This is a genomic window from Achromobacter sp. 1L-A-4-B-C2 (genome assembly GCF_057291955.1).
Genome location: NZ_JBXAWP010000001.1, coordinates 933194 through 959151, shown reverse-complemented (window position 1 = coordinate 959151; position 25958 = coordinate 933194). Strand labels below are relative to the sequence as shown.

24 protein-coding genes and 1 tRNA gene are annotated in these 25958 nt (G+C 65.5%); 6 read left to right on the top strand and 19 right to left on the bottom strand.

Features of this window, described 5'->3' with window-relative positions:
• Window positions 1–254: 254 nt before the first annotated feature.
• Together AC0Z35_RS04295 and AC0Z35_RS04290 are read right to left on the bottom strand one after the other, a co-directional pair.
• Window positions 255–339 (bottom strand) — tRNA-Leu (locus tag AC0Z35_RS04295).
• A 162-nt stretch (window positions 340–501) separates the two neighbouring features.
• On the bottom strand, window positions 502–1887 hold the full coding sequence (locus AC0Z35_RS04290; protein ID WP_485131281.1) for a nucleobase:cation symporter-2 family protein: 1386 nt from the start codon (window positions 1885–1887) through the stop codon (window positions 502–504).
• Window positions 1888–2091: 204 nt separating this feature from the next.
• Between AC0Z35_RS04290 and htpG the strand changes: the two genes are divergently transcribed.
• Entirely contained in the window at window positions 2092–3990 is a 1899-nt protein-coding gene (htpG, locus tag AC0Z35_RS04285; RefSeq protein WP_485131282.1) for a molecular chaperone HtpG, read from the top strand.
• A gap of 159 nt (window positions 3991–4149) precedes the next feature.
• Here the strand turns inward: htpG and AC0Z35_RS04280 are convergent, their stop codons facing one another.
• The 5 genes from AC0Z35_RS04280 to AC0Z35_RS04260 form a co-directional block, all read right to left on the bottom strand.
• Window positions 4150–6339, bottom strand: a complete 2190-nt coding sequence (locus tag AC0Z35_RS04280) for an acetate--CoA ligase family protein (protein WP_485131650.1) — start codon at window positions 6337–6339, stop codon at window positions 4150–4152.
• A gap of 136 nt (window positions 6340–6475) precedes the next feature.
• Window positions 6476–7471, bottom strand: a complete 996-nt coding sequence (locus AC0Z35_RS04275; RefSeq protein WP_485131283.1) for an acrylyl-CoA reductase family protein — start codon at window positions 7469–7471, stop codon at window positions 6476–6478.
• An 89-nt stretch (window positions 7472–7560) separates the two neighbouring features.
• Window positions 7561–8724: an acyl-CoA dehydrogenase family protein gene (locus tag AC0Z35_RS04270; protein WP_104141788.1), complete on the bottom strand. Its 1164-nt coding sequence runs from the start codon at window positions 8722–8724 to the stop codon at window positions 7561–7563.
• 121 nt (window positions 8725–8845) lie between these two features.
• Window positions 8846–9829, bottom strand: a complete 984-nt coding sequence (locus AC0Z35_RS04265) for a Bug family tripartite tricarboxylate transporter substrate binding protein (protein WP_485131284.1) — start codon at window positions 9827–9829, stop codon at window positions 8846–8848.
• A 64-nt stretch (window positions 9830–9893) separates the two neighbouring features.
• Window positions 9894–11060 carry an acyl-CoA dehydrogenase family protein gene (locus AC0Z35_RS04260; RefSeq protein ID WP_485131285.1) on the bottom strand — a complete coding sequence of 389 codons (1167 nt, stop codon included), beginning with the start codon at window positions 11058–11060 and terminating at the stop codon, window positions 9894–9896.
• Window positions 11061–11275: 215 nt separating this feature from the next.
• Between AC0Z35_RS04260 and AC0Z35_RS04255 the strand changes: the two genes are divergently transcribed.
• From AC0Z35_RS04255 to AC0Z35_RS04245, 3 genes are all read left to right on the top strand, one after another.
• Complete coding sequence (locus AC0Z35_RS04255) at window positions 11276–12073, top strand: IclR family transcriptional regulator (RefSeq protein WP_046806689.1); 798 nt, start codon at window positions 11276–11278, stop codon at window positions 12071–12073.
• Window positions 12063–13013 carry an IclR family transcriptional regulator gene (locus AC0Z35_RS04250; RefSeq protein ID WP_485131286.1) on the top strand — a complete coding sequence of 317 codons (951 nt, stop codon included), beginning with the start codon at window positions 12063–12065 and terminating at the stop codon, window positions 13011–13013. Before AC0Z35_RS04255 ends, AC0Z35_RS04250 begins: the two co-directional genes overlap by 11 nt.
• Before the next feature lie 146 nt (window positions 13014–13159).
• Window positions 13160–14359, top strand: coding sequence for an MFS transporter (locus tag AC0Z35_RS04245; RefSeq protein WP_485131287.1), 1200 nt, complete (start codon window positions 13160–13162; stop codon window positions 14357–14359).
• A gap of 66 nt (window positions 14360–14425) precedes the next feature.
• Here AC0Z35_RS04245 and AC0Z35_RS04240 read toward each other — a convergent pair whose 3' ends face one another.
• The 6 genes from AC0Z35_RS04240 to AC0Z35_RS04215 all read right to left on the bottom strand — a co-directional run bounded on the left by AC0Z35_RS04240 (window position 14426) and on the right by AC0Z35_RS04215 (window position 19609).
• Complete coding sequence (locus AC0Z35_RS04240) at window positions 14426–14734, bottom strand: helix-turn-helix domain-containing transcriptional regulator (RefSeq protein WP_319307685.1); 309 nt, start codon at window positions 14732–14734, stop codon at window positions 14426–14428.
• Window positions 14731–15057 (bottom strand): type II toxin-antitoxin system RelE/ParE family toxin, encoded by a 327-nt coding sequence (locus AC0Z35_RS04235; protein WP_319307686.1) that lies wholly within the window; start codon window positions 15055–15057, stop codon window positions 14731–14733. Before AC0Z35_RS04235 ends, AC0Z35_RS04240 begins: the two co-directional genes overlap by 4 nt.
• A gap of 222 nt (window positions 15058–15279) precedes the next feature.
• A complete protein-coding gene (locus AC0Z35_RS04230; protein ID WP_319307687.1) occupies window positions 15280–16590 on the bottom strand; it encodes an MFS transporter in 1311 nt (436 codons plus the stop codon).
• A 144-nt stretch (window positions 16591–16734) separates the two neighbouring features.
• Window positions 16735–17883: a galactonate dehydratase gene (gene dgoD, locus AC0Z35_RS04225; protein ID WP_046806685.1), complete on the bottom strand. Its 1149-nt coding sequence runs from the start codon at window positions 17881–17883 to the stop codon at window positions 16735–16737.
• Entirely contained in the window at window positions 17880–18533 is a 654-nt protein-coding gene (locus AC0Z35_RS04220) for a 2-dehydro-3-deoxy-6-phosphogalactonate aldolase (protein ID WP_485131288.1), read from the bottom strand. The genes dgoD and AC0Z35_RS04220 overlap by 4 nt, the downstream gene beginning before the upstream one ends.
• Window positions 18530–19609 carry a 2-dehydro-3-deoxygalactonokinase gene (locus AC0Z35_RS04215; protein WP_485131289.1) on the bottom strand — a complete coding sequence of 360 codons (1080 nt, stop codon included), beginning with the start codon at window positions 19607–19609 and terminating at the stop codon, window positions 18530–18532. The genes AC0Z35_RS04220 and AC0Z35_RS04215 overlap by 4 nt, the downstream gene beginning before the upstream one ends.
• Window positions 19610–19940: 331 nt before the next feature.
• Here AC0Z35_RS04215 and AC0Z35_RS04210 point away from each other — a divergent pair, with 331 nt between their 5' ends.
• Window positions 19941–20759: an IclR family transcriptional regulator gene (locus tag AC0Z35_RS04210; protein WP_485131290.1), complete on the top strand. Its 819-nt coding sequence runs from the start codon at window positions 19941–19943 to the stop codon at window positions 20757–20759.
• Between the two features lie 16 nt (window positions 20760–20775).
• Here AC0Z35_RS04210 and AC0Z35_RS04205 read toward each other — a convergent pair whose 3' ends face one another.
• From AC0Z35_RS04205 to AC0Z35_RS04190, 4 genes are all read right to left on the bottom strand, one after another.
• The gene (locus AC0Z35_RS04205; protein ID WP_046806681.1) at window positions 20776–21396 is read right to left on the bottom strand and encodes a glutathione S-transferase family protein; all 621 of its coding nucleotides are present in this window, start codon (window positions 21394–21396) and stop codon (window positions 20776–20778) included.
• Between the two features lie 19 nt (window positions 21397–21415).
• The gene (gene ampD, locus AC0Z35_RS04200; RefSeq protein ID WP_485131291.1) at window positions 21416–21994 is read right to left on the bottom strand and encodes a 1,6-anhydro-N-acetylmuramyl-L-alanine amidase AmpD; all 579 of its coding nucleotides are present in this window, start codon (window positions 21992–21994) and stop codon (window positions 21416–21418) included.
• A 144-nt stretch (window positions 21995–22138) separates the two neighbouring features.
• Window positions 22139–22408: a PP0621 family protein gene (locus tag AC0Z35_RS04195; RefSeq protein WP_046806679.1), complete on the bottom strand. Its 270-nt coding sequence runs from the start codon at window positions 22406–22408 to the stop codon at window positions 22139–22141.
• 1 nt (window position 22409) lies between these two features.
• Window positions 22410–23252 carry a cytochrome C assembly family protein gene (locus AC0Z35_RS04190; RefSeq protein WP_485131292.1) on the bottom strand — a complete coding sequence of 281 codons (843 nt, stop codon included), beginning with the start codon at window positions 23250–23252 and terminating at the stop codon, window positions 22410–22412.
• 106 nt (window positions 23253–23358) lie between these two features.
• On the opposite strand from AC0Z35_RS04190, the gene ffh reads away from it, so the two are divergent.
• Complete coding sequence (gene ffh / locus AC0Z35_RS04185) at window positions 23359–24765, top strand: signal recognition particle protein (protein WP_046806677.1); 1407 nt, start codon at window positions 23359–23361, stop codon at window positions 24763–24765.
• A gap of 120 nt (window positions 24766–24885) precedes the next feature.
• Here ffh and lysM read toward each other — a convergent pair whose 3' ends face one another.
• Both lysM and thiS read right to left on the bottom strand, forming a co-directional pair.
• A complete protein-coding gene (gene lysM / locus AC0Z35_RS04180) occupies window positions 24886–25332 on the bottom strand; it encodes a peptidoglycan-binding protein LysM (RefSeq protein ID WP_046806676.1) in 447 nt (148 codons plus the stop codon).
• 414 nt (window positions 25333–25746) lie between these two features.
• Window positions 25747–25947 carry a sulfur carrier protein ThiS gene (gene thiS / locus AC0Z35_RS04175; RefSeq protein ID WP_006222389.1) on the bottom strand — a complete coding sequence of 67 codons (201 nt, stop codon included), beginning with the start codon at window positions 25945–25947 and terminating at the stop codon, window positions 25747–25749.
• Window positions 25948–25958: the final 11 nt, after the last annotated feature.

The window sequence follows — 25958 nt, the reverse complement described above, 5'->3', positions numbered from 1 at the left end:
ATGTTTCTTGGGAATTCCTATGTGATCTCTATGTGATGGCTATGTGATCCACTTGATCGCTAGACCGCCTATGCGCCCAGCACGAAATATCTAGAGCGATGATTTCACAGAGGAAATTGCCGATCGGCGCCCTGATCGCAATGTGATGGCTATGTGATCGGATTTGATCAAGTTGCGGAACGGGGGGCGGAACGAATGCGGAACACTACCGCGCTGTATGGCGGTACGCATTACGTAAGTGCTTGATTTTTATGTGGTGCCCGGGGCCGGAATCGAACCGGCACGCCTTGCGGCGGGGGATTTTGAGTCCCCTGCGTCTACCAATTTCACCACCCGGGCAAGGGGGTCGCGAACACGTCCAGATGACGGCTGCGGGAGAACGAAGACAGCGATTATATGCGTACTTTCAAAAATTGTCAGGCGGCCTCAAATCCAGCCCCTGATCAAGGCCGGATCCGCCCGGCCATCCAGCCGAAAACGGACCCAGCCCTCAAGCACTATCTACTTCTTTTCCGGCAAGAACCAGTTCATGACCAAGGCGCAGATCCCGCCGGTGGCGACGCCCGATTCCAGCACGCTTTTTACCGCGTGCGGCAGGTGCGACAGAATTTCAGGCACTTGCGACACGCCCAGCCCCAAGGCCAGCGATACCGCGATGATCAACAGCGCACGACGGTCCAGCTGGATGCCCGCCAGGATGTTGATGCCGGACGCGGCCACCGCGCCGAACATCACCATGGCGGCGCCGCCCAGGACGGGTTCGGGCACGGCTTGCAGCACGCCGGCCACGCTGGGGAACAGGCCCAGCAGGATCAGCATGCCGGCGATCCAGACGCCGACGTGGCGGCTGGCGATGCCGGTCAGCTGGATTACGCCGTTGTTCTGCGCAAAGACCGAGCTGGGGAAGGTGTTGAACACGCCAGCCAGGAGCGAATTCGCGCCGTTGACCAGCACGCCGCCCTTGATGCGCTGCATCCACAGCGGGCCTTCGACCGGCTGCTTGGACACCTTGCTGGTGGCGGTGACGTCGCCGATGGCTTCCAGCGACGTGACCAGGTAGATGATCAGCATCGGCACGAACAGCGCCCACGAGAAGCCCAGGCCGAAGTGCAGCGGCACGGGGATCTGGAACAGGGCGGCTTCGCGTGCGCCGGTGAAGTCCAGGCGGCCCATGGACGCGGCGGCGATGTAGCCGACGGCCAGCGCCAGCACCAGCGCCGTGCTGCGGATCCAGACGACCGGCACGCGGTTCAGCAGGATGATCGTGCCCAGCACCAGGCCGGACAGCGTCAGGTTCTCGGCGCTGGCGAAGGTGCCGTTGGCCATGGCGCCGAAACCTCCGCCCATGCTGATCAGGCCGACCTTGATCAAGGTCAGGCCAATCAGCAGCACGACGATGCCGGTTACCAGCGGGGTAATCAGGCGTTTGACGAAGGGCAGGATGCGGCTGATGCCCATTTCCACGAACGAACCGGCGATGACCACGCCGAAGATCGCGGCCATCACGGCTTCGACCGGCGTGCCTTGCTTGACCATGACCGACCCGCCTGCGATCAGCGGGCCCACGAAGTTGAAACTGGTGCCCTGCACGATAAGCAAGCCGGCGCCCAGCGGGCCGAAGCGTTTGCACTGCACGTAGGTGGCGATGCCGGAGATGACCAGCGACATGGACACGATCAGCGTGGTGTCGCGGCTGCTGACGCCCAGCGCCTGGCAGATCAACAGGCCGGGGGTGACGATGGGGACCAGGATGGCCAGCAGGTGCTGCAACGCGGCGACGAAGGCGACGGGCGGCGCGGGGCGGTCGGCGGGGCCGTAGACCAGGTCGTGGCTGGGCGCGTCGTCGGCGGCGTGGGGGGCGGGTTGCGAAAGGGAGGCGGGTTGCATGGGCGGAAGGCCGGCCGGGGGTAGGAGAGAAAGTGCGGGATTTTAGCGGGGATCGCGCCGCTGCCGCGACGGGGCCTTGAAAAGTTCCCGATAGCCCCCACCTCAGTAGGGTTTCCCGGATTCCGCGCGGGCTCCTCGCCCCGGGATCCCGGTATTTGCGGTCCCTTTTTATTTGTCCCTAATTTTTTTACTTCACGTAGAACCATGAGCCAAACCGCCACGTCTTCCACGTCCGAAACCCTGGGGTTCCAGGCCGAGGTGAAGCAACTGCTGCACCTGATGATCCATTCGCTGTACAGCAACAAGGAAATTTTCCTGCGCGAGCTGGTGTCGAACGCCTCGGACGCCTGCGACAAGCTGCGTTTTGAAGCCATCGACCAGCCCGAATTGCTGGAAGGCAATGGCGAGCTGGCCATCACGGTCAGCTACGACAAGGCTGCCCGCACCATCACCATCTCGGATAACGGGATTGGCCTGTCGCGCGAAGAAGCCGTGGCGAACCTGGGCACCATCGCGCGCTCCGGCACGCGGGAATTCTTTTCCCAGTTGACGGGCGACAAGCAAAAAGACGCGCAGCTGATCGGCCAATTCGGCGTGGGCTTTTACTCGTCGTTCATCGTGGCCGACAAGGTCACCGTGGTCAGCCGCCGCGCCGGCGCCACGGACGCAATCCAGTGGGAATCCGACGGCCAGGGCGAATTCACGATTGCCGCCGCCGAGAAGGCCACGCGCGGCACCGACGTGACCTTGCACCTGCGCGCCGACGAAGATGAATTCCTGAACGGCTGGAAGCTGCGCGAAATCTTGCGCCGCTATTCCGACCACATCTCCTTGCCGATCCGCATGGCCAAGGAAGAGTGGGACCAGGAAAAGGGCGAGCAGGTCAAGACCGAAGAACTGGAAACGGTGAACCAGGCCAATGCGCTGTGGGCCCGCAGCAAGTCGGAAGTTACTGAAGAGCAGTACCGCGAGTTCTACAAGACGGTGTCGCACGACTACGACGACCCGTTGGCCTGGACGCACAACCGCGTGGAAGGCCGCAGCGAATACACGCAGCTGCTGTATGTGCCCAAGCACGCGCCCATGGACATGTGGGACCGCGACGGCCGCCACGGCGTGAAGCTGTACGTCAAGCGCGTGTTCATCATGGATGACGCTGACCAGCTGCTGCCGTCGTACCTGCGCTTTGTGCGCGGCGTGATTGATTCGGCCGATTTGCCCCTGAACGTGTCGCGCGAAATCCTGCAAGAAAGCCGCGATGTGCGCGCCATTCGCGAAGGCTCGGCCAAGCGCATTCTGTCGCTGCTGGAAGACCTGGCCGAGAACAAGCCGGAAGACTACGCCACGTTCTGGACGGAATTTGGTCAGGTGCTGAAGGAAGGCGCGGGCGAAGATTCCGCCAACCTGGAACGCATCGCCAAGCTGATGCGCTTTGCGTCCACGCATTCGGGCGACCAGGCGCAGACGGTGTCGTTTGCTGACTACGTGTCGCGCATGAAGGAAGGCCAGGACAAGATCTACTACGTCACGGCCGACACGTTCGCCGCCGCCAGCAACAGCCCGCATCTGGAAATCTTCCGCAAGAAGGGCATCGAAGTGCTGCTGCTGTCGGACCGCGTTGACGAATGGATGCTGTCTTACTTGCGCGAATTCGACGGCAAGTCGCTGGTGTCGGTCGCCAAGGGCGGCCTGGACCTGGCCGAGCTGGCCGACGAAGAAGAAAAGAAGCATCAAGCCGAAGTGGCTGAAGACTTCAAGTCCTTGGTCGAGCGCCTGCAAAAGACGCTGGAAGATCAGGTGAAGGAAGTGCGCGTCACGCTGCGTCTGGTGGATTCGCCGGCGTGCGTGGTGGTGGGCCAGAATGAACTCAGCCCGCACCTGCTGCGCATGCTGAAGGCCGCGGGTCAGGAAGCGCCGAACGTGAAGCCGGTGCTGGAAATCAACCCGGAACACCCGCTGCTGGCACGCATTCGTGCGGCTGAAGATGGTGAATTTGATCAGTGGGCGCGTCTGCTGCTGGATCAGGCCCTGCTGGCTGAAGGTGCACAAATTGCCGACCCGGCCGCGTTTGTGAAGCGCTTGAATGCCTTGCTGCTGAAGTAAGCGGCGGGGTGGTGGGATGAGAGGGCGCCTGAACGTAAGGCGCCCTCTTTTTTATTGCGCGAGGCTGCGAGGGAAGTGAATATTCCCGATCGGTAATTTTGGAGGCCTTCATGTCTGCTTGGGCTGGAAGTGCAGGTCGTGCCCAAGCGCCCAAGATTGTCATGACCGCCCAGCGCTGGGAATAAGCACCGCATCCAAGGCCAGCACCCCCTGCCCATCCGGCAGCGCCAACAAGGGGTTGATCTCCACGGAACTGAAATCTTCCCGGCGCGCATCCGCGAAACGCGACAGCGCCACCAAGGCATTTGCCAACGCATTGATGTCGCAAGGCGGTGCGCCGCGTGCGCCTTGCAGGAGCGCGTAGCCCTTGATTTCGCGGATCATCGACAAAGCCTGAGCATGGCCAAAGGGCGCCAGGCGGAAGCTGACGTCTTTCAGTACTTCGACGAAGACGCCGCCCAGGCCGAACATGACGACGGGGCCGAAGACCGGGTCGCTGTGCACGCCCACGATGCACTCCACGCCTTTGGGCGCCATGGGCGCGACCAGCACGCCGTCGATGCGGGCAGTGGGGCAGTGCGTGCGTACGCTGTCCAGGATGGCGGCGTGGCCGTGGCGCACGGCGTCTTCGCCCGACAGGTTCAGCTTCACGCCGCCTACATCGCTTTTGTGCAGGATGTCGGGCGACACCACTTTCAAGACCACGGGGCCGGCCGCGCGGGCAGCGGCGGCCACGGCGGTGTCGGCGTCGGTGGCAAGCGTGCAGTCGGGCACGGGCAGGCCGGCTTGGCGCAGGACGTCCATCGCCTGCACTTCGTTGTAGGTGTCGCGCAGCGGCTCGATGCTTGCTGCAACTGGCGGCATTGAGGTGTGGGTGGAGGCCTCCGACGCGGCCTTGGAGATGCCATCCGTGCTGCCATTCGATACAGCATTCGACGCGGCATCCAACGTGGCCCCCGACGCCGCAGCCAAGCCCGCCACCGCGCCTATCGTCCGTATCGCGGCGCTGGGGTCTTCGAACACCAGCGTGCCCAGCCGTTCAAGCTCGCGGCGGCGCTCAGGCGGGAACAGCGCGCAGAAGGCCAGTGGCACGTCGGGGTGGCGGGCGCGCATCTCGCGGGCAAAGGTCTCGAAGGTGGGCCACAAAGCTTCCGACGACCCGGCGGCGGCCAGGAAGACCGCCAGCGCATCGTAGCGGCCGTCGGCCAGCATGTCGTCGGCGGTGGCCAGCAGAAGGCCGGGCTCGGACACCACCTGGCCGGTGACGTCGACCGGGTTGCGCGGGCCAGCGAAGGGCACGCGTTCCAGCAGCCGGGCTTGCGCGGCCGCGTCGGGTTCGGGTAGCGACAGGCCGGCTTCCTCGGCCTCGTCCGCCATCAAGGCGCCAACGCCGCCGGATATCGTGAAGATGCCCAGGCGCTTGCCTTGGGGGCGTTGCTGCCAGGTGTCCAGCGCATAGCCCAGGTTGAAGAAGTCTTCGATGCTGCGCGCGCGCAGCGCGCCGTATTGGCGAAACAGCGCGTCGTAGACGGCGTCATCGCCCGCCAGCGCGGCGGTGTGTGACGCAGCGGCCTGCGCGCCGGCCTGGGTGCGGCCGATCTTGGTGACGACCACGGGCTTGCCGGCGTCGCGCGCGGCGGCCAGTGCACCGCGCAGCTTGGCGCCGTCGCGGCAGCCTTCCATGTAAGCCATGATGACCCGCGTGTCGGCGTCGTGCGCCAGCCAGTTGATGCAGTCGGCCACGTCGATGTCGGCTTCGTTGCCGGTGCTGATCCAGTGCGACAGGCCGAGTCCGCGTTCGCGCGCCATGCAATAGGCATAGGCGCCGAACGCGCCGCTTTGCGACACCATGCCGATGCCGCCCAACGCCACGGCGCCGTTGGCGGGCGCGGGCGAGAACGTGGCGTAGACCTTGTGGCGCACGTTCATGTAGCCCAGGCAGTTGGGTCCCAGCAGGCGGATGCCGCGCTCGCGCGCGATGGCGCATAGCGCCTCTTGCATGGCGACGCCTTCCGCGCCCGTTTCCGAAAAGCCTGACGTGAATACGACCGCGCCGCCAACCTGACCAGGGCGCGCGCTTTGTAGCGCCTGGGCGGCATGCGCGGCGGGCACGGCCAGGATGACCAGGTCCACGTCGGTATCCAGCGCGGCCAGATCGGGCGCGGCGGGCAAGCCCTGGATGCTATCGGCGCGCGGGTTGATGGGCAGGATGCGGCCGTCGTAACCATGCTGACGCAGCAGGCTGACGGGCATGGCGCCGATCTTGCCGGGCGTGGCGGACGCGCCCACGATGGCGATGCTGCGAGGGGTAAACAGGCGCGTCAGCGAGGAGTCGGATTGCAGGGTCATGGTGGCGACGGATTCAGGTTTGGTGAGGACGGCGCGCCGCTTCAAACGAAGCGAAGCGCGCATGCTGTTCGCATTCGGGCGCACTCGGGCGCACTCGCGCGCGCTCGTGTGTAGCCGCGCGCAGCCGAGGTTGCGTTCAAGAAAAGCGCACGACGGTGCGGCCGGTGCTGCCGCGTTCCAGCATCGCGGTCAGGGCGCGTGGCAGGTCCGCCAAGGCGATCTCGCGTGATGTCAGGTCCAGCCGCGTCGGGTGGTAATCGGTGGCTAGCCTTTCCCATAGCGCGCGGCGCAGCGGCATCGGGCTGTTGGCGTTGATGCCCAACAGCTTCACGCCACGCAAGATGAAGGGGATGACGGATGTGGGCAGGTCCGCGCCGCCCGCGTTGCCGAAGGCGGCGGCCACGCCGTCGGGGCGCAAGCCGGCCAGCGCATGCGCCAGCAAGGGTCCGCCCACGGTATCAATGACGCCGGCCCAGCGCGCGCTCATCAAGGGTTTGATGGGCGCGGACAAGTCGGGTGGGGCGATGACGTCGGCCGCGCCCAGGGATCGCAGGTAATCCGCCGCCTGCACCTTGCCGGACATGGCGCACACGCGATAGCCGCGTTGGCTCAGGATGTCGATGGCGATGCCGGCCACGCCGCCGGTCGCGCCGGTGACCAGCACGTCGCCTTGCTCCGGCGTCAGCCCGCAGTGTTCCATCCAGTGCAGCGACAGTGCGGCGGTGAAGCCGGCGGCGCCCAGCACGGCGGCATCGCGCAGGGTGATGCCGTCGGGCAGGGGCAGGACCCAGTCGTGCGGCACGCGCGCATATTCCGCGTAGCCGCCGTCGCAATCCACGCCGATGCCAAAGCCGTGCACGACAACTTGCTGGCCGGGCACTAGCGCAGGGTCGGCCGAGTGCACCACGGTGCCGCTCAGGTCGATGCCGCCGATGCGGGGATAGTCGCGGACGATGTTGCCGCGTCCGGCTTGCGCCAGCGCGTCCTTGTAGTTCAGGCCGGCGTACGCGACCTTGATGAGCGTGTCGCCGGGCGATAATTCGCCTTCGGACAGCGTGTCGAATCGCCCCTGCGGCGAGGCCCCGTCGGGGCCGGCGTGCAAGCGGTACGCCTGGAATGTCGAGATGGGCATGCAAGTCTCCAAAACGGGTCGACAACGCGTGTCGACATGGCGGGTTCTCAGACCGGCAACGTCGATCCGCAACCGGTCCTGCACAACAATCATCGTGGCGCCAGCAATCGCCGAGCCAGTGTTGCGCGGTGCAGTTCATTGGCGCCGTCATAGATACGAAACGGCCGCATCTCCTGCCAGATCATGGCCACGGGTGTGTCGTCCGACAGCCCCGCAGCCCCCATCATCTGCACGGCCCGGTCCGCCACGCGGTTGACGGCTTCCGACACGAACACCTTCGTCATCGCACTGTGCTGTTTGACGGACAGCCCTGCGTCCATGCGGGCTGCGCAGTCCAGCGTCATCAGACGGCTGGCGTGCAGGTCGATGTGCGAATCGGCGACCATGGCTTGAATCTGTTGCAGGTCGGCCAGGCGCGCGCCGAAAGACTCGCGCTGCGTGACGTAGGCTTGCGCGGTGTCCAACGCGCGGCGGGCGCGGCCGATGTAGCGCATGCAGTGGGACAGGCGCGCTGGTTCCAGCCGCAGCTGCGCGTATTCCAGACCGCGTCCGGGTTCCCCCAGCACGGCCTCGTCACCGACTTCACAGTCCTGCAACTCGATCTCGGCGTGGCCACCGATCTGGTAGCCGGTGACCATGCCGATGTCGCGGATGACGCGGTAGCCCTTGGTGTCGGCGGGCACGATGAAAAGCGTGGCGCCGGCATCGGTCTGCGCCAGCAGCAACGCGAAGTGCGCGCCGACGCCGCCGCTGATGTATTGCTTGTGGCCGTTCAATACCCAGCCTTGACCCCGCCGCGCGGCGCGGGTGCGCAGCATCGACGGGTCGGACCCCGCACCGGGTGCGGGTTCTGTCATGGCGAAGCAGGCGCGTTGTTCGGCGCGCACCAGCGGCAGCAGATAGCGCTCGCGCTGCGCGGGCGTGGCCAGCCGCAGCAGCGTCAGCATGTTGGGTTGGTCGGGGGCGGCGCAGTTCAGGGCAGCCGGCCCTAAGAAGCCGCGCCCGGCCGCTTCCAACACCTGGGCCAGCGCGCGCCAACCCAGACCCAGCCCGCCAAATTCGACGGGCAGTTGCGGCGCGTACAGGCCGGCATCCCGCGCCTTGAGGCGCAAGCGCGCCACGCATTGGTCCAGAGACGCCACGTTGCGGGCGATGGCGGGCGATTCTTCGGGGATGGCGATGTCATCGATGAAGCGGCGGACCCGCTCGCACAGGTCTTGGATCGCGGCGTCGTCGTAGGGCTGGGCGGGCATGGGCTGTGTCTCTTGGCAGTGGCTTGCGAATAACGGCGAGCATGTGAAGGCATGCATGTGAAGGCGAGCATGTGAGGGCACCCTCACGCAGGCATCGTCACGCAGGCACCTTGGTAGCGCCTTACTGGATACGCGTGTTGGTGGACTTCACCAACTTGCCCCACCACACGGTTTCGTCGGCGATCTGCTTGGCGAATTCCGCCGGTGTGCTGCCCAGCGGTTCAGCGCCCAGCTCCTGAAAGCGCGCGCGCAATTGCGGGTCTTGCAGCGCCTTTACGACGGCGGCATGCAGGCGGTCGATCACGGCGGGTGGGGTGTTGGCGGGCGACATCAAGCCCTTCCATGCCATCACTTCAAAGCCCGGCATGCCCGCTTCGGTAAAGGTGGGCACGTCCGGCGAGGCGGTGGCGCGCGCGTCGCTGGGTACGGCCAGCGCGCGCAGCGTGCCGGCTTTGACCTGTGGCAGCAGCGCGGGCATGTTGTCGATCATGAAATCGATGTGGCCAGCGACCAGGTCGGTGATGGCAGGGCCGGAGCCCTTGTAGGGCACGTGTTCGGCTTGCAGCCCGGCCTTCTGCTTGAGCAATTCGCCCGCCAGTTGCGCGGGCGACCCGTTGCCGGGCGAGCCAAAGGACAGCTTGCCGGGGTGGTTGCGGGCGTATGTCAGAAATTCCTGCAAGGTGGTGACGGGCATCGACTTGGTCACCACCATCAGGTTGTGTTCGCGTTCGATGCAGGTGATGGCCGTCAGGTCCCGGGCGGGGTCGAACGGCATGTTGGCGTACAGGCTGGGGTTGATGACGGTGGGGCCTGCCGCCGCCAGCAGCAGCGTGTAGCCGTCGGGCGCGGCGCGCGCCACGAAGTCGCCGCCGATATTGCCGCCGGCGCCCGGCTTGTTTTCCACGATGACCGGCTGGCCCAGGATGGGGTGCAGCGCTTCGGCCAGCAGGCGGCCCAGGATGTCGGTGGATCCGCCGGGGGCGAACGGCACGATCAGCCGAATCGGCTTGTCGGGGTAGGCGGCGGCCGCTTGGGGCGGCAGGGCAGCGCAGGCAAACGCGGCCGCCAGGGCGCCGATCCACTTCGGCAGGTGCTTGTGCAGCATGTCAGTCTCCTTGGGGTTGTGGGCCGCGCGCTTCTTGTGGCGGCGGTCCCGAAAACGCTCGGACCTAACGGCCGGGCGTGTAGCCGGCCTGCGCCAGCGTGTGCCGCGCGATGGTCAGTTGATGGATCTGGCTGGTGCCTTCGTACAGGCGAAACAGCCGCACGTCGCGGTAGAAGCGTTCAATGCCCTGTTCCGCGATGTAGCCATAGCCGCCATGCATCTGCACGCAGCGGTCAGCGACGCGGCCGCACATTTCCGACGCGAAGTATTTGCAGATCGACGCGTTCATGGTCACGTCGTGGCCGGCGTCGCGCTCGCGCGCGGTTTGCAGCACCAGCGCCAGCGCCGCCTGGATGTCGGTCTGGCAGTCGGCGATCATGGCCTGGATCAGCTGGAAGTCCATCAGCGCTTTGCCAAACTGCTGGCGTTCGGCCACGAAGCGCAGGGTGTCGTCCAGCATGCGAATCGCCGGGCCGATGCACAAGGCAGCCAGGTGAATGCGCTGCTTGTTCAGCACCTTCATGGCGGTCTTGAAACCCATGCCTTCCTGGCCGCCGATCAGGTTGGCGGCGGGCACGCGGCAGTCGTTGAAGTACACGGCGGACACGGGCGAGCCCGCCTGACCCATCTTGTCGTAAGGCTGGCCGGTGGTCAGGCCGGGGGTGCCCCGCTCGACGATGAAGGCCGAGATGCCCTTGGCGCCCGGCGCGTCGGGGTCCGTGCGCGCCATGACGGTAAACAGGCCGGCAATGGGCGCGTTGGTGATGAAGCACTTTTCGCCGTTCAGCACGTAGCTGTCGCCGTCGCGCACGGCGGTGGTGCGCAAGGCGGTGGCGTCCGAGCCCGCTTGCGGCTCGGTCAGCGCGAAGCAGCCGGTCAATTCACCGGACGCCAGGCGGGGCAGGTAACGGTCTTTCTGCTGTTCGGTGCCGTCGGCGACCAGGCCCTCGGAGCCGATGCCGGTGTTGGTGCCGACTCGGGCGCGAAACGCGACCGAGCATTGCGACAACTCGATGGCCGCCCGGATCAATTCTTCGGTGCTCATGCCCGCGCCGCCGTAGGCTTCGGGGATGGAATAGCCGAACATGCCCTGGGCGGCCATGGCGCGCACCAAGTCGTCGGGCACGGCATCCAGGCGCGCAACCTCGGCTTCGCGTGGAACCAATTGCTGCCGTACAAAGCGCCGTAGCGAATCGATGAAGGCGGCATAGCCTTCCGGGTCCCTGATCATGGCCTGTCTCCGATTGTTTTTTTGTGGGCCGGGCCGATATTTCACACCGGGCGGCGCGGAATCCAAGGTAGCAAAGCAGCGCGAAATGCGAGACAAGTGTTTTGATATCTTGAACGCTTTATGAGCGCGCGGGCTGCGGTGCAGGGGGCGCCTGCACTATCATCGACCTCACTGCCCGGCGCCTGTCCGCGCGCCGTCCCACCCGGAATGCGACCATGACCACGCCCTTGGGCGGCCGCCACCCCGACCCTGATTTCGCCACCACGCTGGCCCACGGCCTGTCGGTGCTGCAAACTTTTCGCCATGGCGAGCCGGCGCTAAGCAACCGCGAGCTTGCCGACCGCACCGGGCTGTCCAAAGCCACGATTTCGCGGCTGACGTACACGCTGGTGCAGCGTGGGCTGCTGCGTTATGACGCCGGCCTGCGCCGCTATCGACTGGGCACGGCGCTGCTGTCGCTAAGTTATCCCTTGCTGGCCAGCATCAAGCTGCGGCAGATGGCGCGTCCGCTGATGACGCGGCTGGCCAACGCGGCGGGCGGGTCGGCGTCATTAGGCATGCATCACGGCACGCACATGGTCTATGTGGAAACGTGCCGGGGCCATGACGCGGTGGCGTTTCGGCCGGACATCGGCGCCATGCTGCCGTTGCTGGCGTCTGCGATGGGCCGCGCGTGGCTGGCGCAGGCGGACCCGGCCGAGGCGCAAGCGCTGTTGCGTCAGCTGCGCGAACAAGACCCCGCTGCATGGCAACGGCATGCACCCGGCTGGGCAGAGGCGCAGCGGGATTACGCCGCGCATGGCTATTGCGTGGCCGAGGGTGAGTGGCACGCGGACGTGCACGCGGTGGCGGTGCCGATGCGGCGCCGCGTGGATGGCCAGGTATTCGTTTTCAATTGCGGGGTTCCCACGCGGCGATTGCGCGCGGGCGATCTGCGGCGGCGCATCGCACCCCGTCTGCTGACGCTGGTGGCGCGCGTGGAAAAAATGCTGGAGCGTTCGGATGCCGGTTGAACTTAACGGTGGCCACGAGCCCCGCCGTGACCGCAAGCGCGACCCCCATGGGGACGGCGGCCAACATCAGGACGGCTCCCAACATCGGGACGGCTCCGCACGTCGGGACGGCAGCCAACACCGGGACGGCTCCGCACATCGGGACGGCAGCCAACACCGGGACGGCGTCGACCCCGCCCGCGACCGCGACTTCGCCACCACGCTGGCGCACGGCATCGATATCCTGGGCTGCTTTCGGGCGGACCGGCCCGAGCTGGCCAACAAGGACTTCGCGCAGCAGACGGGCCTGTCGAAAAGCGCCGTGGCGCGCTTGACGCATACGCTGGTCGAGCTGGGCTTCTTGCAACGCGTGGGCTCGCCCGCCCGCTACCGGCTGGGCGCGGCGGTGCTGGCGTTGAGCTACCCCTTGCTGGCCAGCATGCAGATCCGCCAGCTGGCGCGGCCGCTGATGAAGCAGCTGGCCGACCACGCACGCGGCGCGGTGTCGCTGGTGGTGCGCGACCGCCTGCAAATGGTGTACGTGGAAACCGCTCGCTCGAACGACGCCTTGCAAACCCGGCCCGATATCGGCGCGTCGCTGCCGCTGCTGTCCAGCGCGGCGGGCAAGGCGTGGTTGTGCCGCGTGCCGGATGCCGAGCGGGCGGTGGTGCTGAACCAGCTACGTGTGGCCGACGCGCGCCATTACGCCGAGCATTTTCCCAGCCTGGCGGCGGCGGCACGCGACCTGGAGCGCAAGGGGTATTGCGGCAACAACGTGCAGTGGCGTCCCGACGCGTATGGGTTTGCGGCCCCGTTGTGGCGGCCGTACCAGTCACTGACGTACGTTTTCAACTGTGGCGTGCCTTCCGGGGACGGACCCTTTCGCGAGCGCGCCGCCGATATCGGGCCCCGGCTGGTGGCGCTGGCGCGCGAGACGGAGCGCCTGTTGGGGCTGACCTAGCGCGGGGCTGTGCATCCCTGATCCCGACACCGGGAACCGATTTGTGACCCCAAGTCAAAAGTGTTTGCCCGCCAGACGGCTTTTTCCGCAAGGATGGCGCCGTCATACTGCACGCCTGTCTTTCCGACGTGCTCTAAGGAATTCGCATGAACCCGCAAGATAATCAACCGGTCAAATCCGGGCTGCCGCTACTGGCGCTGGCCGTCGGTGCGTTTGGCATTGGCGTGACCGAGTTTTCACCGATGGGTCTTTTGCCCGTCATCGCCGATGGCGTGGGCGTGTCCATTCCCAGCGCCGGCATGCTGATCAGCGCCTACGCCATCGGCGTGATGGTGGGCGCGCCGCTGATGACGCTGGTGTTTTCGCGCTGGTCGCGGCGCAAGGCGCTGATTTTGTTGATGTTGATCTTCACCATCGGCAACGTGCTGTCGGCCCTGTCACCCAATTACACGACGCTGCTGCTGGCGCGGCTGGTCACCGCCCTGAACCACGGCGCGTTCTTCGGGCTGGGCTCGCTGGTAGCCGCCAGCGTGGTGCCGCGCCACAAGCAGGCCAGCGCGGTGGCCACCATGTTCATGGGGCTGACCATCGCCAACGTGGGCGGGGTGCCGGCCGCGACGTGGCTGGGGCAGGTGATCGGTTGGCGCATGTCGTTCGCCGCCACCGCCGTGCTGGGCTTGATTGCGATGTTGTCGCTGTGGTTCGCCTTGCCCGCGGGCGAAGCCGGACGCCGCCCCGACGTGCGCCATGAACTGGCCGTGCTGAAAAGCCCCGTCGTGCTGTTGGCGCTGTTGACCACGGTGGTGGGCGCGGGCGCGATGTTCACGCTGTACACCTACATTGCGCCCACGCTGGCCGAGATCACCGGCGCGTCGCCCGGCTTCATTACCGGCATGCTGGTGTTGATTGGCCTGGGCTTCACGCTGGGCAACGGCCTGGGTGGCCGCATGGCCGACCGTTCGCTGGACGGCACGCTGATCACCTTCCTGGTGATCGTCATCATCGACTTGCTGGCGTTCCCGTGGATCGCCTCCACCCAGATCGGCGCGGCGATTTCCCTGCTGATCTTCGGCATCGCCACCTTTGCCGTGGTGCCGCCTTTGCAGATGGGCGTGATGCGCGCGGCGACGGAGGCCCCGGGGCTGGCATCGTCGGTCAACGTGGGCGCGTTCAACCTGGGCAACGCGGTAGGCGCGGCAGCGGGCGGCGCGGTGATTTCGGCCGGGCTGGGCTACGCCGCCGTACCCATCGCCGGCGCCGTCATCGCCACCGCCGGCCTGGCCCTGGTGCTGGTGCAACGCGCCGGCAACGTGCGCCGCCGCAAGCTGGCGATGCAGGGCTGCTGAGTGGCGCGTCGAACATTAGCATTAGCTGGGCGGGTTGGGCGTTGTCCCCCAACCCGCCCATTCGCATTATCTGGCGCCCACGGGTGTCAGCGGTTGTACCGCCAGCCGCAGGCCCAAGGCTTTCAGGATTGCCGTCAGGCTGCTCAGCGCGGGGTTGCCCTTGGGTGACAGCGTGCGGTAGAGCTGGGTGGGATTCAGGTGCGCCTGCGCCGCCACGGCCTGCACGCCACCAAAAGCCTGCGTCAGTTGCCGCAGCGCGATCAAGAGCTCTGCCTGGGTCCCGTCTTCCAGCACGCTGTTGATCAGGTCAACGGCCAATGCGGGGTCATCACGGTACAGCTCGGCCATCGCTTCATCGTGGGGTCTGCTTTTCATGGTGTTCTCTGGTTCCAATGTTGCCATGCGCATACCGCGCGCTCGATGTCGTCAGTTTGCGAACGTTTGTCGCCGCCGGAAAGCAACAGCACCACACGCCGTCCGGCTAGCCCGTAATACACGCGATATCCCGGGCCGATATCTATTCGTAGTTCCCAGACTCCTTCGCGGCAGAACTTGTGATCGCCGAAGTTGCCTTGGTGGATGCGAAAGACTCGGCGGATGATCGCCACTCTTGCGCGGTTGTCACGCAGGCTTTTCAACCACGCCACATAAAGGTCGATCCCGGCATCGGCGGTCACGTAGTGTTCAATTTCAAACATGGCCATATTCGTTTATCGACGAAAATTAGTCAAGTTGCTTGTCCGTGCCGTCTCGTCATCGGCGGATGTGACTCACATGGCGTGATGGTCCTTGATCCGCTGCAAAAGCGAAAACGTGGAAGTGACGCTTTTAGCCCTTGCTCTGTGCTCTCGGGCTGCATATCGCGCACAAAAAAAGGGTGCCGTTCATCCGGCACCCTTCATCTCACCCACACACATCAATCACGCCTCTATCCGTTCCACCTTGCCGACCAGCAGGATGTACGACAGCGCGCCCAGCAGGGCTAGCGACGAAACGTAGACGATGGCAGGGGCGAAGTTGTCTTTGGACACCAGGAGGCCGATGACGATGGGTGTGCAGATGGATGACAGGTTGCCCACGAAATTGAACACGCCGCCCGTCAGGCCCAAGAGCCGCACCGGCGCCAGCGTTGACACCAGCGACCACGTGATGGATGCCAGGCCGTTGCCGAAGAAGGCCAGCGCCAGGAAGAAGATGACCCAGGGCGTGGAATCGGTGAAGTTCGCGCCGATCATCGATGTGGAAATCAGCAGGCCCAGGATGATGGGCAGCTTGCGCGCCAGGCCCACGGTGGCGCCGCGTCGCACCAGGAAGTCGGACAGCACGCCCGAGCACAACACGCCCACGAACGCGGCCAGGAAGGGCACGGATGCCAGGAAGCCCGACTTGATGAAGTCCATGCCGCGGTACTTCACCAGGTAAGTCGGAAACCACGTCAGGAAGAACCACAGCGTGGACGTCAGGCAGAACTGGCCCAGGTACACGCCCCACAGCTTGCGCTTGGACATGACCAGCCCCAGGTCATTCCAGTTGAACGGCGCCTTCTTGGCGCGCGCGTTGCGGTCCAGGTCGACCACGCCGCCGCCTTGCTGGATCAGTTCGATCTCGGCGGCGTTGGCGCCCTTGAACTGGCGCGGCTCGCGGTAGATCAGGTACCACAGCACGCCCCAGACGATGCCCAGTAAGCCGGTGCTGACAAACACCATGTGCCAGCCGTAATGGTGTTGCAGCCAGGCCAGCACGGGCGTCAGAAAGGCCAGGCCCACGAACTGGCCCGACGTGTAGAAGCCGATGGCGGTGGCGCGTTCTTTTTCCGGAAACCAAGTGGTGACGACACGGTTGTTGATGGGGTAGGCGGGCGCTTCCAACGCGCCTACCGCCAGGCGCAACACGAACAGAATGATGAAGCTGCTGGCAAAGCCCATGAAGAAGGTTGCCGCCGACCACAGGATCAGCGCCACGGCATACAGCACGCGGGGCGATACGCGGTCCACCAGCCAGCCGCCGGGGATCTGCATGGCGGCGTAGGTCCAGCCGAAGGCGGACAGGATCAGGCCTTCATGCCAGGTGTCCAGGCCAAACTCGTCTTTCAGCGCGGGCGCGGCGATGGACAGGTTGCTGCGGTCCAGGTAGTTGATGACGACGGTGATAAACAACATCACCATGATGATGTACCGGCTGCGCGTGGGGCGCTGGGTGTGTTGCAAGCCGGCGTGGGTGGCGGTTGACACGGATTGTCTCCTCGTGCGCCCTGCTAGGGGCGGGGCCATCGGCTTGGATGCCGATGGGTTATCGATATAAAGAAGAAAAAAGCGGCGCTCGTGACAGAAGCAAGAGGCGCCGCATGGCGGTCAGTCAGCGTGATCGGGCTGGCTTTACCATTCGGCGAAGCTGCCGTCGGCGTGGCGCCAGATCGGGTTGCGCCAGCGGTGGCCCACGGCGGCGCGCTCCTTTACGTATTCCTCGTTGACCTCGATGCCCAGGCCCGGGCCTTGCGGAATGGCGACCATGCCGTCTTCGTACTGGAAGACTTCGCGGTTGCTGACGTAGTCCAGCAGGTCGTTGGCGGCGTTGTAGTGGATGCCCAGGCTTTGTTCCTGGATGAAGGCGTTGTAGCAACCCGCATCGATCTGCAAGCAGGTGGCCAGGGCGATGGGACCCAGCGGGCAATGCAGCGCCAGCGCCACGTCATAGGCCTCGGCCATTGCCGCGATCTTGCGCGTTTCGGTGATGCCGCCCGCGTGGGACGGGTCCGGCTGGATGATGTCCACATAGCCTTCGGACAGCACGCGCTTGAAGTCCCAGCGCGAGAACAGGCGTTCGCCCAGCGCGATGGGGGTGGACGTCAGCGGCGCCAGTTCCTTCAAGGCTTCGTAGTGTTCGCTCAAGACGGGTTCTTCGATGAACATCAGCTTGAACGGGTCCAGCTCTTTCATCAGGACCTTGGCCATGGGCTTGTGCACGCGGCCGTGGAAGTCCACGCCGATGCCCACGTTGGGGCCGACGGCATCGCGCACGGCGGCCACGTTCTCCAGGCACTTTTCAACCTTGTCGAACGAATCGATGAATTGCAGTTCTTCCGTGCCGTTCATCTTCACGGCGGTAAAGCCGCGGTCCACCGCGCTTTTGGCGGCGGCGGCGGTATCGGCAGGGCGGTCGCCGCCGATCCACGAATACACGCGGATGCGGTCGCGCACGTTGCCACCCAACAGTTGCGACACCGGCACGCCCAGGTGCTTGCCCTTGATGTCCCACAGTGCCTGGTCGATACCGGCCAGCGCGCTCATGTGGATGGCGCCGCCGCGATAAAAGCCGCCCCGGTACAGCACCGTCCAGTGGTCTTCGATGTTGCGCGGGTCTTTGCCGACCAGGTAATCGGACAGCTCTTCAACGGCAGCGGCCACCGAATGCGCGCGGCCCTCCACGACGGGCTCGCCCCAGCCGACGATGCCTTCGTCCGTCTCGATTTTCAGGAAGCACCACCGGGGCGGCACGATGTAGGTGGTGAGCTTGGTGATCTTCATGCTTGGGTCTCCTGGGCGGAATAGGCGCGTTGCCAGGCGGCGACGAATGCGCGCGCGTTCTGGCCGACTTCGGTGGCCGTCAGGCCGGGTTTGTACAAGGCGGAGCCCAAGCCGAAGCCGCTGGCTCCGGCCCGGGCAAAGTCGGAAAGGTTGTCGGGCGTGATGCCGCCCACGGGCACCAGCGCGATTGGCGGGCGCATCACGGCGCGCCATGCGCGCAGCACGTTGGGGCCCAGCTGTTCGGCGGGAAACATCTTCAGCACGTCGGCGCCGGCTGCCAGCGCGGCGAATGCCTCGGTGGGCGTGGCAACGCCGGGGCAGGACGCCATGCCCAGCGTCTTGGCCGCGCGGATGACGGCGGCGTCGCTGTGCGGCATGACGATCAATTCGCCGCCCGCATCCTGCACGCGCGCGCAGTCGTCGGGGTCAAGCACGGTGCCGGCGCCGATCAGGCAATCAGTTGGCAGCGCGGCGCGCATGGCGCGGATGCTGGCTAAGGGGTCCGGCGAATTCAGCGGCACTTCGATCAGGCGAAAGCCCGCCGCGTACAGTTCGTTGCCGATGTCTTCGGCTTCGTGCGGCTGGATGCCGCGCAGGATGGCGATCAGGCCGCAGTGGGCCATGGCGGTTTGCAGTCCGGTGTGGTTCATGTGGGTTCCTGGACGGATGCCGAAGGGGTGGGGGTGGCGTAGCGCTGCCCGGCCGCGCCCGATTCGGCCTTGACCAGCCCGGCGCAGACGGCCAGGTGCCACAAGCCGCGTTCGGTGGCGTTCTGCGCTTGTTCGGGCGTGCCCAGGCCGTAGTGCTGCATGGCCAGGATGTAGCGTTGGCACAGCGCCGGGTCGCCGCAAAGCACGATGCGGGGCCGCTCGCCTTGCTCGTGCAGCATCTGGGCCAGTGCGGCGATTTCGTGGCCGATCAGCAGGCCGGACAGATAGTCGGCTTGCGACGTGGCCGCCAGTTCGCCGGTCAGGCCCAGTGCGCGCGTGCTGAAGATGGTGGACAACACGCCGGCGCGTCCGGCCGGTGCGCCGGCTACCTTCACGCCTCGCTCGAAGGCGGCCATGTCGGCGGCCGGCGCGTCGCTCATCGTGCGGCCCAGGATGGTGTGGCCACGCAGCGCGGCGTAGACCTCGCCGGTCATGAAGGTGTCGAAGTGGGTGACGCGGCCTCGGCGGGCGGTGACCCATTTGGAATGCGTGCCGGGCAAGCCGATCAGCACGCTGTCGGCGGCATTGGCGCCGGATTTTTCGGCCTGGTCGAACATCACACCGAAGACCTGCGTTTCTTCGCCGCGCATGACGTTGGGCAGGCCGTGACGCTGGATCAGGCCGGGCACGATATGCAGCGGGGTGGCGTCGGGTCCGGCGCTGGTGCGTTCCACCACCGTCAGCAGGGTGCCGATGCGCGCCAGGTCGACGGGCACGTCCAGGTAGGCCGCTTCGCGCCAGCCTTGCGCGCTGCCAACCATGCCGCAGGCGATGACGGGCAAGCTCGGTTCCGCGCGCAGCCAGTCGCCACAAGCCTGGTCAAACGCCAGGTCGAAACCAGACAAGGCGGTGCTGGCCGCGCCATCCTGCAAAGGTTGCGGCAGGCGCATGATGCCCCAGGGCAGATGCCGCGTATCCAGCGTGCGGCCCGTGCCGTCCAGCCGATACGCGCGTAGCGAAGAGGTGCCCCAATCCAGCGCGATAAGCGCCGCGCGGGCGGGCGTTGCGGGTGTCATCTGATGTGTCTCATCGTTGGCTGCCCTGCCTGGTGCGCCCGTCCGGCGCGGGGATGCGTCAGGCGGGCGGGGCGGGGAAACCTTGTTGTGTCGGTGCGCACCGGGCTTGTGCAAAGCGTGGCGCGCGCTGGAAAAAATTCTAGATCAGAGCTTGAAAAATCTCAAAATATAGAATTAAATCCCACATACAGGGAATGTGGCACGGTAGAAGGCGCGCTTTGGACGGTGCCCGAATCGGATGGCCGGTTGCCCTGTGTCGCGCCCTGGCCCTTGCCATCCCGGGTATGCTTGCCCCGTTTCCGCCATTGCCTCCCCGTTTCATCCCCGTTTCATGACCTTCCCCTTGCCCGCAAATCCCATTCCCTCCCTGGACCCCGACGCCGCCGCGCCGGCCGGCACGCAGACGCTGATGCGCGGTCTGGCCGTTGTGCAGGCGGTGGCCGACGGCGCGCGCGACCTGAAGGAAATCTGCGCCCGCATCGGCGTGGCGCGCAGCACCACGCACCGGCTTGCCAGCTGCCTGGTGCAAGAGCGCTATTTGCGCGCTTTGCCGGGGGTGGGTTATGTGCTGGGGCCCAAGCTGATCGAACTGGGATTCCAGGCGCGTGAAGCGTTTCCCATGGCGACGCTGGCGCGGCCCTACCTGGATGCGTTGGCCGCGCAGACGGGCGATACCATTCATCTGGCCGTGCGCGACAACGACGAAGTGCTGTACCTGGAAAAGATTCCTGGCAAGAAGGGGCTGGAAATGCGCTCGCGCGTGGGCCATCGGATGCCGCTGGCGGCAACGGGCGTGGGCAAGGCGCTGCTGCTGGATACCGAAGAACCGCAATGGAAGGCGCTACATTGCATCGGCGCGCCGGTGTCCTCGCGCGCACCGGGTGGCCAGCAGAGCTGGGAAGCGTTTCGCGACCGCATGCGTGACTATGCGGCGCAGGGCTATGCGTTTGACCTGGAAGACAACGAGCCGTCGATCCGCTGTGTGGCGGCGCCGGTGCGCGATGCCTCAAGCGGCATCGTCGCGGCAATCAGCGTGTCCAGCACCGTGCCGTATATGTCCCTGGACCGCATGCGCGACATGGTGCCGGTGGTGCAGGAAGCCGCCGCCGGTATTTCGGCGGAAATGGGCTGGAAGGTGGACCGCGGCTGACGCGGTCCGGCACGCCTTATTCCAGCGGCAGCGTCAGCACGCCTTGCGGGGCGGGGCGCATCATCACGCGGCGATACCAGGCGGACAGCGCCGGGGTATCGGGGCGTTCGATGGGCAGGGCCAGCCAGCGGTGCGCCGAGCTGACCAGCGCAATGTCGCCCATGGTCAGGTGACGGCCTGCAATGAACTCACGGCCTTGCAACGCCTGGTCCAGGATCTGCGCGCGGACGTTGGAGCGCTTGACCGAATTTTCAATCGCGGCCTGGTCGCGCTTGGCTTCCGGCGTGCGAATCAGCCCCAGAAATGCGGGGCCCATCGCGGCTTGCCATTCGGTGGTCTGCCAGTCCATCCAGCGGTCGGCGTCGGCGCGCATGCACGCGTCTTCCGGCCACAAGGTGCCCGCGCCGTAGCGCGCGGCCAGGTAACGCACGATGGCGTTCGATTCCCACAGCACAAAGCCGCCGTCATCGATCACCGGCACGGTGCGGTTCGGGTTCAGCTTGGCGAATTCCGGCGTATCCACCACGCCGAACGGTCCGCCTGCCTGGGTAAAGGTGTGCGGCAGGGCCAGTTCGCGCACGGCCAGCATTACCTTCTGCACGTTGACGGACGTAAGACGTCCCCAGATCTTCAACATAACCAGTCCTTGAGTAGTGTCAGACGGGCGGCAACTGCCGCCGCGCAAAGCCGCTGTCGCGCGAAAAACGCGTCCAGTTGAAAGCGGGCCCGGGGTCGGTCTTGCGCCCCGGGGCAATGTGTTCGTGGCCCCAGGCCGCAGCCAGCGGATAACGCGCGCGCAACACCGGCGTCAGCTTGCGCAGCGCCAGGTACTGCTCGTCGGCGTACGGCAGGGTATCCGTGCCTTCAAGTTCGATGCCGATGGAAAAGTCATTGCAGCGTTCGCGCCGGCCAAAGCGCGACACGCCGGCGTGCCACGCGCGCTGGTCGGTGGACACGAACTGCATGATGCGCCCATCGCGGCGAATAAAGAAGTGGGCCGACACGCGCAGGCCGCGCAGGCGTTCCAGCCGGGGGTGCGACGAATAGTCCAGCGTGTTCGTGAACAGCCCGGCAACTTCCGGGCCGCCGAATTGGCCGGGCGGCAGGCTGATGTTGTGCAGCACCAGCAAAGAGACCTGCGCGCCGTCGGGGCGCGCGTCGCAGTTGGGCGAAGGCAGCAGGGTGACGCCGGGGGCCGGCGCCAGCCAGCCATGTCGATCCAGAAGCAGAGCCATAAGAGAGAACATGCGTGTTGAAGCCAACGGGCATTATGCCGTGGTCGCCGCCGCCTCCCAAATTGGCGTTTTTGCCGAGGGGCGTGCGTAAAACGCAGCCCATGCGCCGTCGCGGGCGCCCGGTTCCCCCGCCCCGCTTTCCGCTTACTTCCTGGCGGGGCCCAGCGTGGAATGTTCGGTGCTGCACCAGGTCATGCCGTTCAGCAGCACGGCCTCGGAGCGGGGCAGGTGGATGCCGCAATGCGCGCAACGCACCATGGATTCGGGGGCGGCCGGCGCGGGCGCCGAGCGTGTCGCCTTGCCGCGCCCCTGGGTGGGCTCGCCGGCCTGGCGGGCGGCCGCCATGCGGGCGGCGATGCGGGCCACGAACAGCACCGCGATGATCAGAACAATCCAGAACAACAACTTGCCCACGTCAGCCTCGATGCAGAATCATTTCCAGCACGAACCGGCTGCCGGTGTACGCCAGAATCAAAAAACCAAAACCCGTCAGCGTCCAGCGCAGCGCCACGCGGCCACGCCAGCCCCATACATGGCGGCCAACCAGCAACACGCCAAATGTCAGCCAGGACAGCAGCGTGAAGACGGTCTTGTGGTCAAACGGCAGGATCTTGCCCGTCAGTTTCATGGACGCCACCGACCCCGAGCCCACGGCCAGGGTCAGCACGATGAAACCGATCCAGATAATACGGAACAGCAGTTGTTCCTGCACCAGCAGCGGCGGCTGCGAGTCCAGCACGCGGCCGATGATGCTGCGTTCGGCGGGGGCGTCCAGCGGGCGGTGCAGGTGGCGGTCAAGCAGCGCCATCATCATGGCGTGCAGCGCGGCGATGGTGATCAGGCCATAGGCGGCCAGCGCAATCAAAAGGTGCACGCGCAGCCAGGCGTCGTCGGCGTGCGGCACGAACTGGCCTTGCGGAAAAAGGGCGGCCAGGGCGCTGGCCAGGGCGGCGGCGGGCAGCAGCAGCAATTGCAGGCCGTCGATGCGCACCAGCAGGCTTTCCAGCCAGAACACCACCATGCCCAGCCAGATGGCGGCGGACAGGGCCAGTGCCCACCCAATGAACAGATGCTGGGCGCCCAGCATCGCTTGTTGCAGGCCGATCCCTTGAAGAATCAGGGCCCCCAGCAGGCACAGACGGCCGATTTTGCCCGTCTGCTCAACTTCCCCGGCGCCGGCCAGGCGGAGCCAAAGTGACCCCCCTAGCACTGCGTACGCCAAGGCAGCCGCTGTGTGAAATACAATGCCGAGTGACATAGAAACCGTTGTCTGGATGGGGCCTTGGGGTGCGTGCCACCCGAAAGCGCAGAATCCGCGCCTGCGGCCACCGTTCAATCAACTAGTTTAAGCGGAAACGCCTCTCATGCTCGATAACCTAACTCAACGCCTATCGCGTGTCGTCAAGACGCTGCGCGGTGAAGCCCGCCTGACCGAGGCCAACACCCAGGAGATGCTGCGCGAAGTGCGCATGGCGCTGCTGGAAGCCGACGTGGCGCTGCCCGTCGTGCGTGAATTTGTCGCCCGCGTGAAAGAAAAAGCGCTGGGCGAGGAAGTGGCCGCCAGCCTCAGCCCGGGCCAAGCCCTGGTCGGCGTCGTCCACAAGGAACTGACCGCCTTGATGGGCGGCGACCTGGGCGCCGATTCCAACGAACTGTCGCTGGCCGTGCAGCCGCCCGCCGTCATCCTGATGGCCGGCCTGCAAGGCGCGGGTAAAACCACCACCACCGGTAAGCTGGCCCGCTGGCTGTCCGAAGGGCAGCACACGCAGCACGGCCGCAAGACCGGCAAGAAGAAAGTGCTGGTGGTGTCCGCCGACGTGTATCGCCCGGCCGCTATCGACCAGCTGAAAAGCGTGGCCGCTCAGGTCGGTGTCGATTTCCTGCCGTCCGACCCCAGCCAGAAGCCTGAAGACATCGCGCGCGGCGCGGTGGACCATGCGCGTCGTCACCACTACGACGTCCTGATCCTGGATACGGCCGGCCGCCTGGGCATCGACGAAGCCATGATGCGCGAAATCCGCGCACTGCATGATCTGGTCAAGCCGGTGGAAACGCTGTTCGTCGTGGACGCCATGCAAGGCCAGGACGCGGTCAACACCGCGCGCGCCTTTGCGGACGCGCTGCCCCTGACTGGCGTGGTGCTGACCAAGCTGGACGGCGACGCCCGTGGCGGCGCGGCCCTGTCGGTGCGCCACGTCACCGGCAAGCCGCTGAAGTTTGTCGGCGTGTCCGAAAAGCTGGACGGCCTGGAACCTTTCTACCCTGACCGCATGGCGCAACGCGTGCTGGGCATGGGCGATATCGTTTCGCTGGTCGAGCAGGCTCAAAAGAACATCGACATCGCCGATGCGCAAAAGCTGGCGGCCAAGATCAAGTCGGGCAACAAGTTCGACCTGAACGATTTCCGCGATCAGCTTGGCCAGGTGAAAAAGCTGGGCGACATGGGGTCGCTGCTTGAAAAGCTGCCGGCCCAGTTCCAGCAGGCAGCCGGTCAGCTGCAAGGCGGCCAGGCGGAAAAGCAGCTGCGCCGTACCGAAGGCATTCTGAATTCCATGACGGCCGCCGAACGCGCCAAGCCTGAACTGATCAAGGCGTCCCGCAAGCGCCGCATCGCCACCGGCTCCGGCGTGCCGGTCCAGGAAGTCAACCGCCTGCTGGCTCAGTTCGAGCAGATGCAGGGGATGATGAAGCAGATGAAGAAGGGCGGCATGGCCAAGATGATGCGCGCCATGGGCGGCATGAAAGGGCTGGGCCGCTTCGGCATGAAGTAGGCAAAAAAATGGCCAGACATTGCGTCTGGCCAAGCAGTCGCGGCAGGCAGGGGGCGCCGTGCCGCGACACAATCCGGAAAACGCATGGGTGTTCTCCGGCTTGTCGAGTTCAGTGGCCGCTTACGACAGCGGCGGAATGCGCAGCACCTGGCCCGGGTAGATCTTGTCCGGGCTGGTCAGCATGGGTTTGTTGGCTTCGAAGATCAGCGTGTTCTTGGCGCCCTGGCCCTTGCCGTATTGCGCTTCAGCGATCTTCCACAGGTTGTCGCCCTTTTGCACCGTGTACATCTTGGCTTCCGGCGTGGCCTGCTTGACCTTCAACTGGTTGTCCACCGCCGCCACGCCCACCGTGTTGCCCAACGCCAGTGAAATCTTCTCGGCGTCTTCGGTACTGAGCGCCTCGCCGGCTACCGTGACTTTGTCGCCGTCCACGGTGATCTGTAGGCCGTCGGCGTTCAGGCCGTGCTTATCCAGCTCTTTCTTCAGTTCGTCAGCCGTCGCGGCCTTGGCCTCGCTGGCGCCGAAAAGCTTTTCGCCTACGTCCTTGATGAAATTGAGCAGACCCATAGTGTTTCCTTTATCTGTGCTGCGGTGAGAAAACCAAGTCCCTGGCGAGCGCGCGCGGTGGGCAACATGCCCTGGAATGCCGCAGAGGGCGGGTGACGCAAAGCCCCCCGCTTGACCCGCAATTTGCCGCGTAACGAGCCAACAGCAACGATTATTACTCGCACAATTGCCGCCAGACGAGGGGTTATCGTGTAACAGGTTGCTAGTCGCTCGCCAGACTACGCAACAATGCTCGTCACTTTGCACGGTGACTCGCGCGCTTGGCGCAAACCCCATCGGACAAGCCGTGCAATGAAGAAAGGTGTCGGCATCACGTTGACGCCACCCCCGCGCCAAACATGCGTCCCAACGCAAAGGGCCGCTGATCATCAGCGGCCCTTCGTCGTTGCAAGCAGGTCAATGCGTGGCGGACGTTCAGCCTCCGCCCACCGCGACCACGATCTCGATCTGGTCGCCGTCCGTCAGCGTGGTTTGCTCGTGCTGGCTCTTGGGCACGATTTCGCCATTGCGTTCCACCGCCACGCGCTTGCCGGCGTAGCCCAGCGTTTGCAGCAGTTCGATCACGGTCGTGTCCAACGGGAATTCGCGCGCGTCGCCATTCAGGGTGATGTGCATGTCAGGGTGTC

What these genes read in the sequence shown, in the direction of transcription:
- AC0Z35_RS04215 (WP_485131289.1), bottom strand. Translation starts at nt 19,609, where the DNA reads ATGACACCCGCAACGCCCGCCCGCGCGGCGCTTATCGCGCTGGATTGG.
- AC0Z35_RS04245 (WP_485131287.1), top strand. Translation starts at nt 13,160, where the DNA reads ATGAACCCGCAAGATAATCAACCGGTCAAATCCGGGCTGCCGCTACTG.
- ffh (WP_046806677.1), top strand. Translation starts at nt 23,359, where the DNA reads ATGCTCGATAACCTAACTCAACGCCTATCGCGTGTCGTCAAGACGCTG.
- AC0Z35_RS04220 (WP_485131288.1), bottom strand. Translation starts at nt 18,533, where the DNA reads ATGAACCACACCGGACTGCAAACCGCCATGGCCCACTGCGGCCTGATC.
- AC0Z35_RS04190 (WP_485131292.1), bottom strand. Translation starts at nt 23,252, where the DNA reads ATGTCACTCGGCATTGTATTTCACACAGCGGCTGCCTTGGCGTACGCA.
- dgoD (WP_046806685.1), bottom strand. Translation starts at nt 17,883, where the DNA reads ATGAAGATCACCAAGCTCACCACCTACATCGTGCCGCCCCGGTGGTGC.
- ampD (WP_485131291.1), bottom strand. Translation starts at nt 21,994, where the DNA reads ATGGCTCTGCTTCTGGATCGACATGGCTGGCTGGCGCCGGCCCCCGGC.
- AC0Z35_RS04290 (WP_485131281.1), bottom strand. Translation starts at nt 1,887, where the DNA reads ATGCAACCCGCCTCCCTTTCGCAACCCGCCCCCCACGCCGCCGACGAC.
- AC0Z35_RS04270 (WP_104141788.1), bottom strand. Translation starts at nt 8,724, where the DNA reads ATGCCCGCCCAGCCCTACGACGACGCCGCGATCCAAGACCTGTGCGAG.
- AC0Z35_RS04280 (WP_485131650.1), bottom strand. Translation starts at nt 6,339, where the DNA reads ATGACCCTGCAATCCGACTCCTCGCTGACGCGCCTGTTTACCCCTCGC.
- AC0Z35_RS04255 (WP_046806689.1), top strand. Translation starts at nt 11,276, where the DNA reads ATGACCACGCCCTTGGGCGGCCGCCACCCCGACCCTGATTTCGCCACC.
- AC0Z35_RS04240 (WP_319307685.1), bottom strand. Translation starts at nt 14,734, where the DNA reads ATGAAAAGCAGACCCCACGATGAAGCGATGGCCGAGCTGTACCGTGAT.
- AC0Z35_RS04260 (WP_485131285.1), bottom strand. Translation starts at nt 11,060, where the DNA reads ATGATCAGGGACCCGGAAGGCTATGCCGCCTTCATCGATTCGCTACGG.
- AC0Z35_RS04275 (WP_485131283.1), bottom strand. Translation starts at nt 7,471, where the DNA reads ATGCCCATCTCGACATTCCAGGCGTACCGCTTGCACGCCGGCCCCGAC.
- AC0Z35_RS04250 (WP_485131286.1), top strand. Translation starts at nt 12,063, where the DNA reads ATGCCGGTTGAACTTAACGGTGGCCACGAGCCCCGCCGTGACCGCAAG.
- htpG (WP_485131282.1), top strand. Translation starts at nt 2,092, where the DNA reads ATGAGCCAAACCGCCACGTCTTCCACGTCCGAAACCCTGGGGTTCCAG.
- AC0Z35_RS04205 (WP_046806681.1), bottom strand. Translation starts at nt 21,396, where the DNA reads ATGTTGAAGATCTGGGGACGTCTTACGTCCGTCAACGTGCAGAAGGTA.
- AC0Z35_RS04235 (WP_319307686.1), bottom strand. Translation starts at nt 15,057, where the DNA reads ATGTTTGAAATTGAACACTACGTGACCGCCGATGCCGGGATCGACCTT.
- AC0Z35_RS04265 (WP_485131284.1), bottom strand. Translation starts at nt 9,829, where the DNA reads ATGCTGCACAAGCACCTGCCGAAGTGGATCGGCGCCCTGGCGGCCGCG.
- AC0Z35_RS04210 (WP_485131290.1), top strand. Translation starts at nt 19,941, where the DNA reads ATGACCTTCCCCTTGCCCGCAAATCCCATTCCCTCCCTGGACCCCGAC.
- thiS (WP_006222389.1), bottom strand. Translation starts at nt 25,947, where the DNA reads ATGCACATCACCCTGAATGGCGACGCGCGCGAATTCCCGTTGGACACG.
- lysM (WP_046806676.1), bottom strand. Translation starts at nt 25,332, where the DNA reads ATGGGTCTGCTCAATTTCATCAAGGACGTAGGCGAAAAGCTTTTCGGC.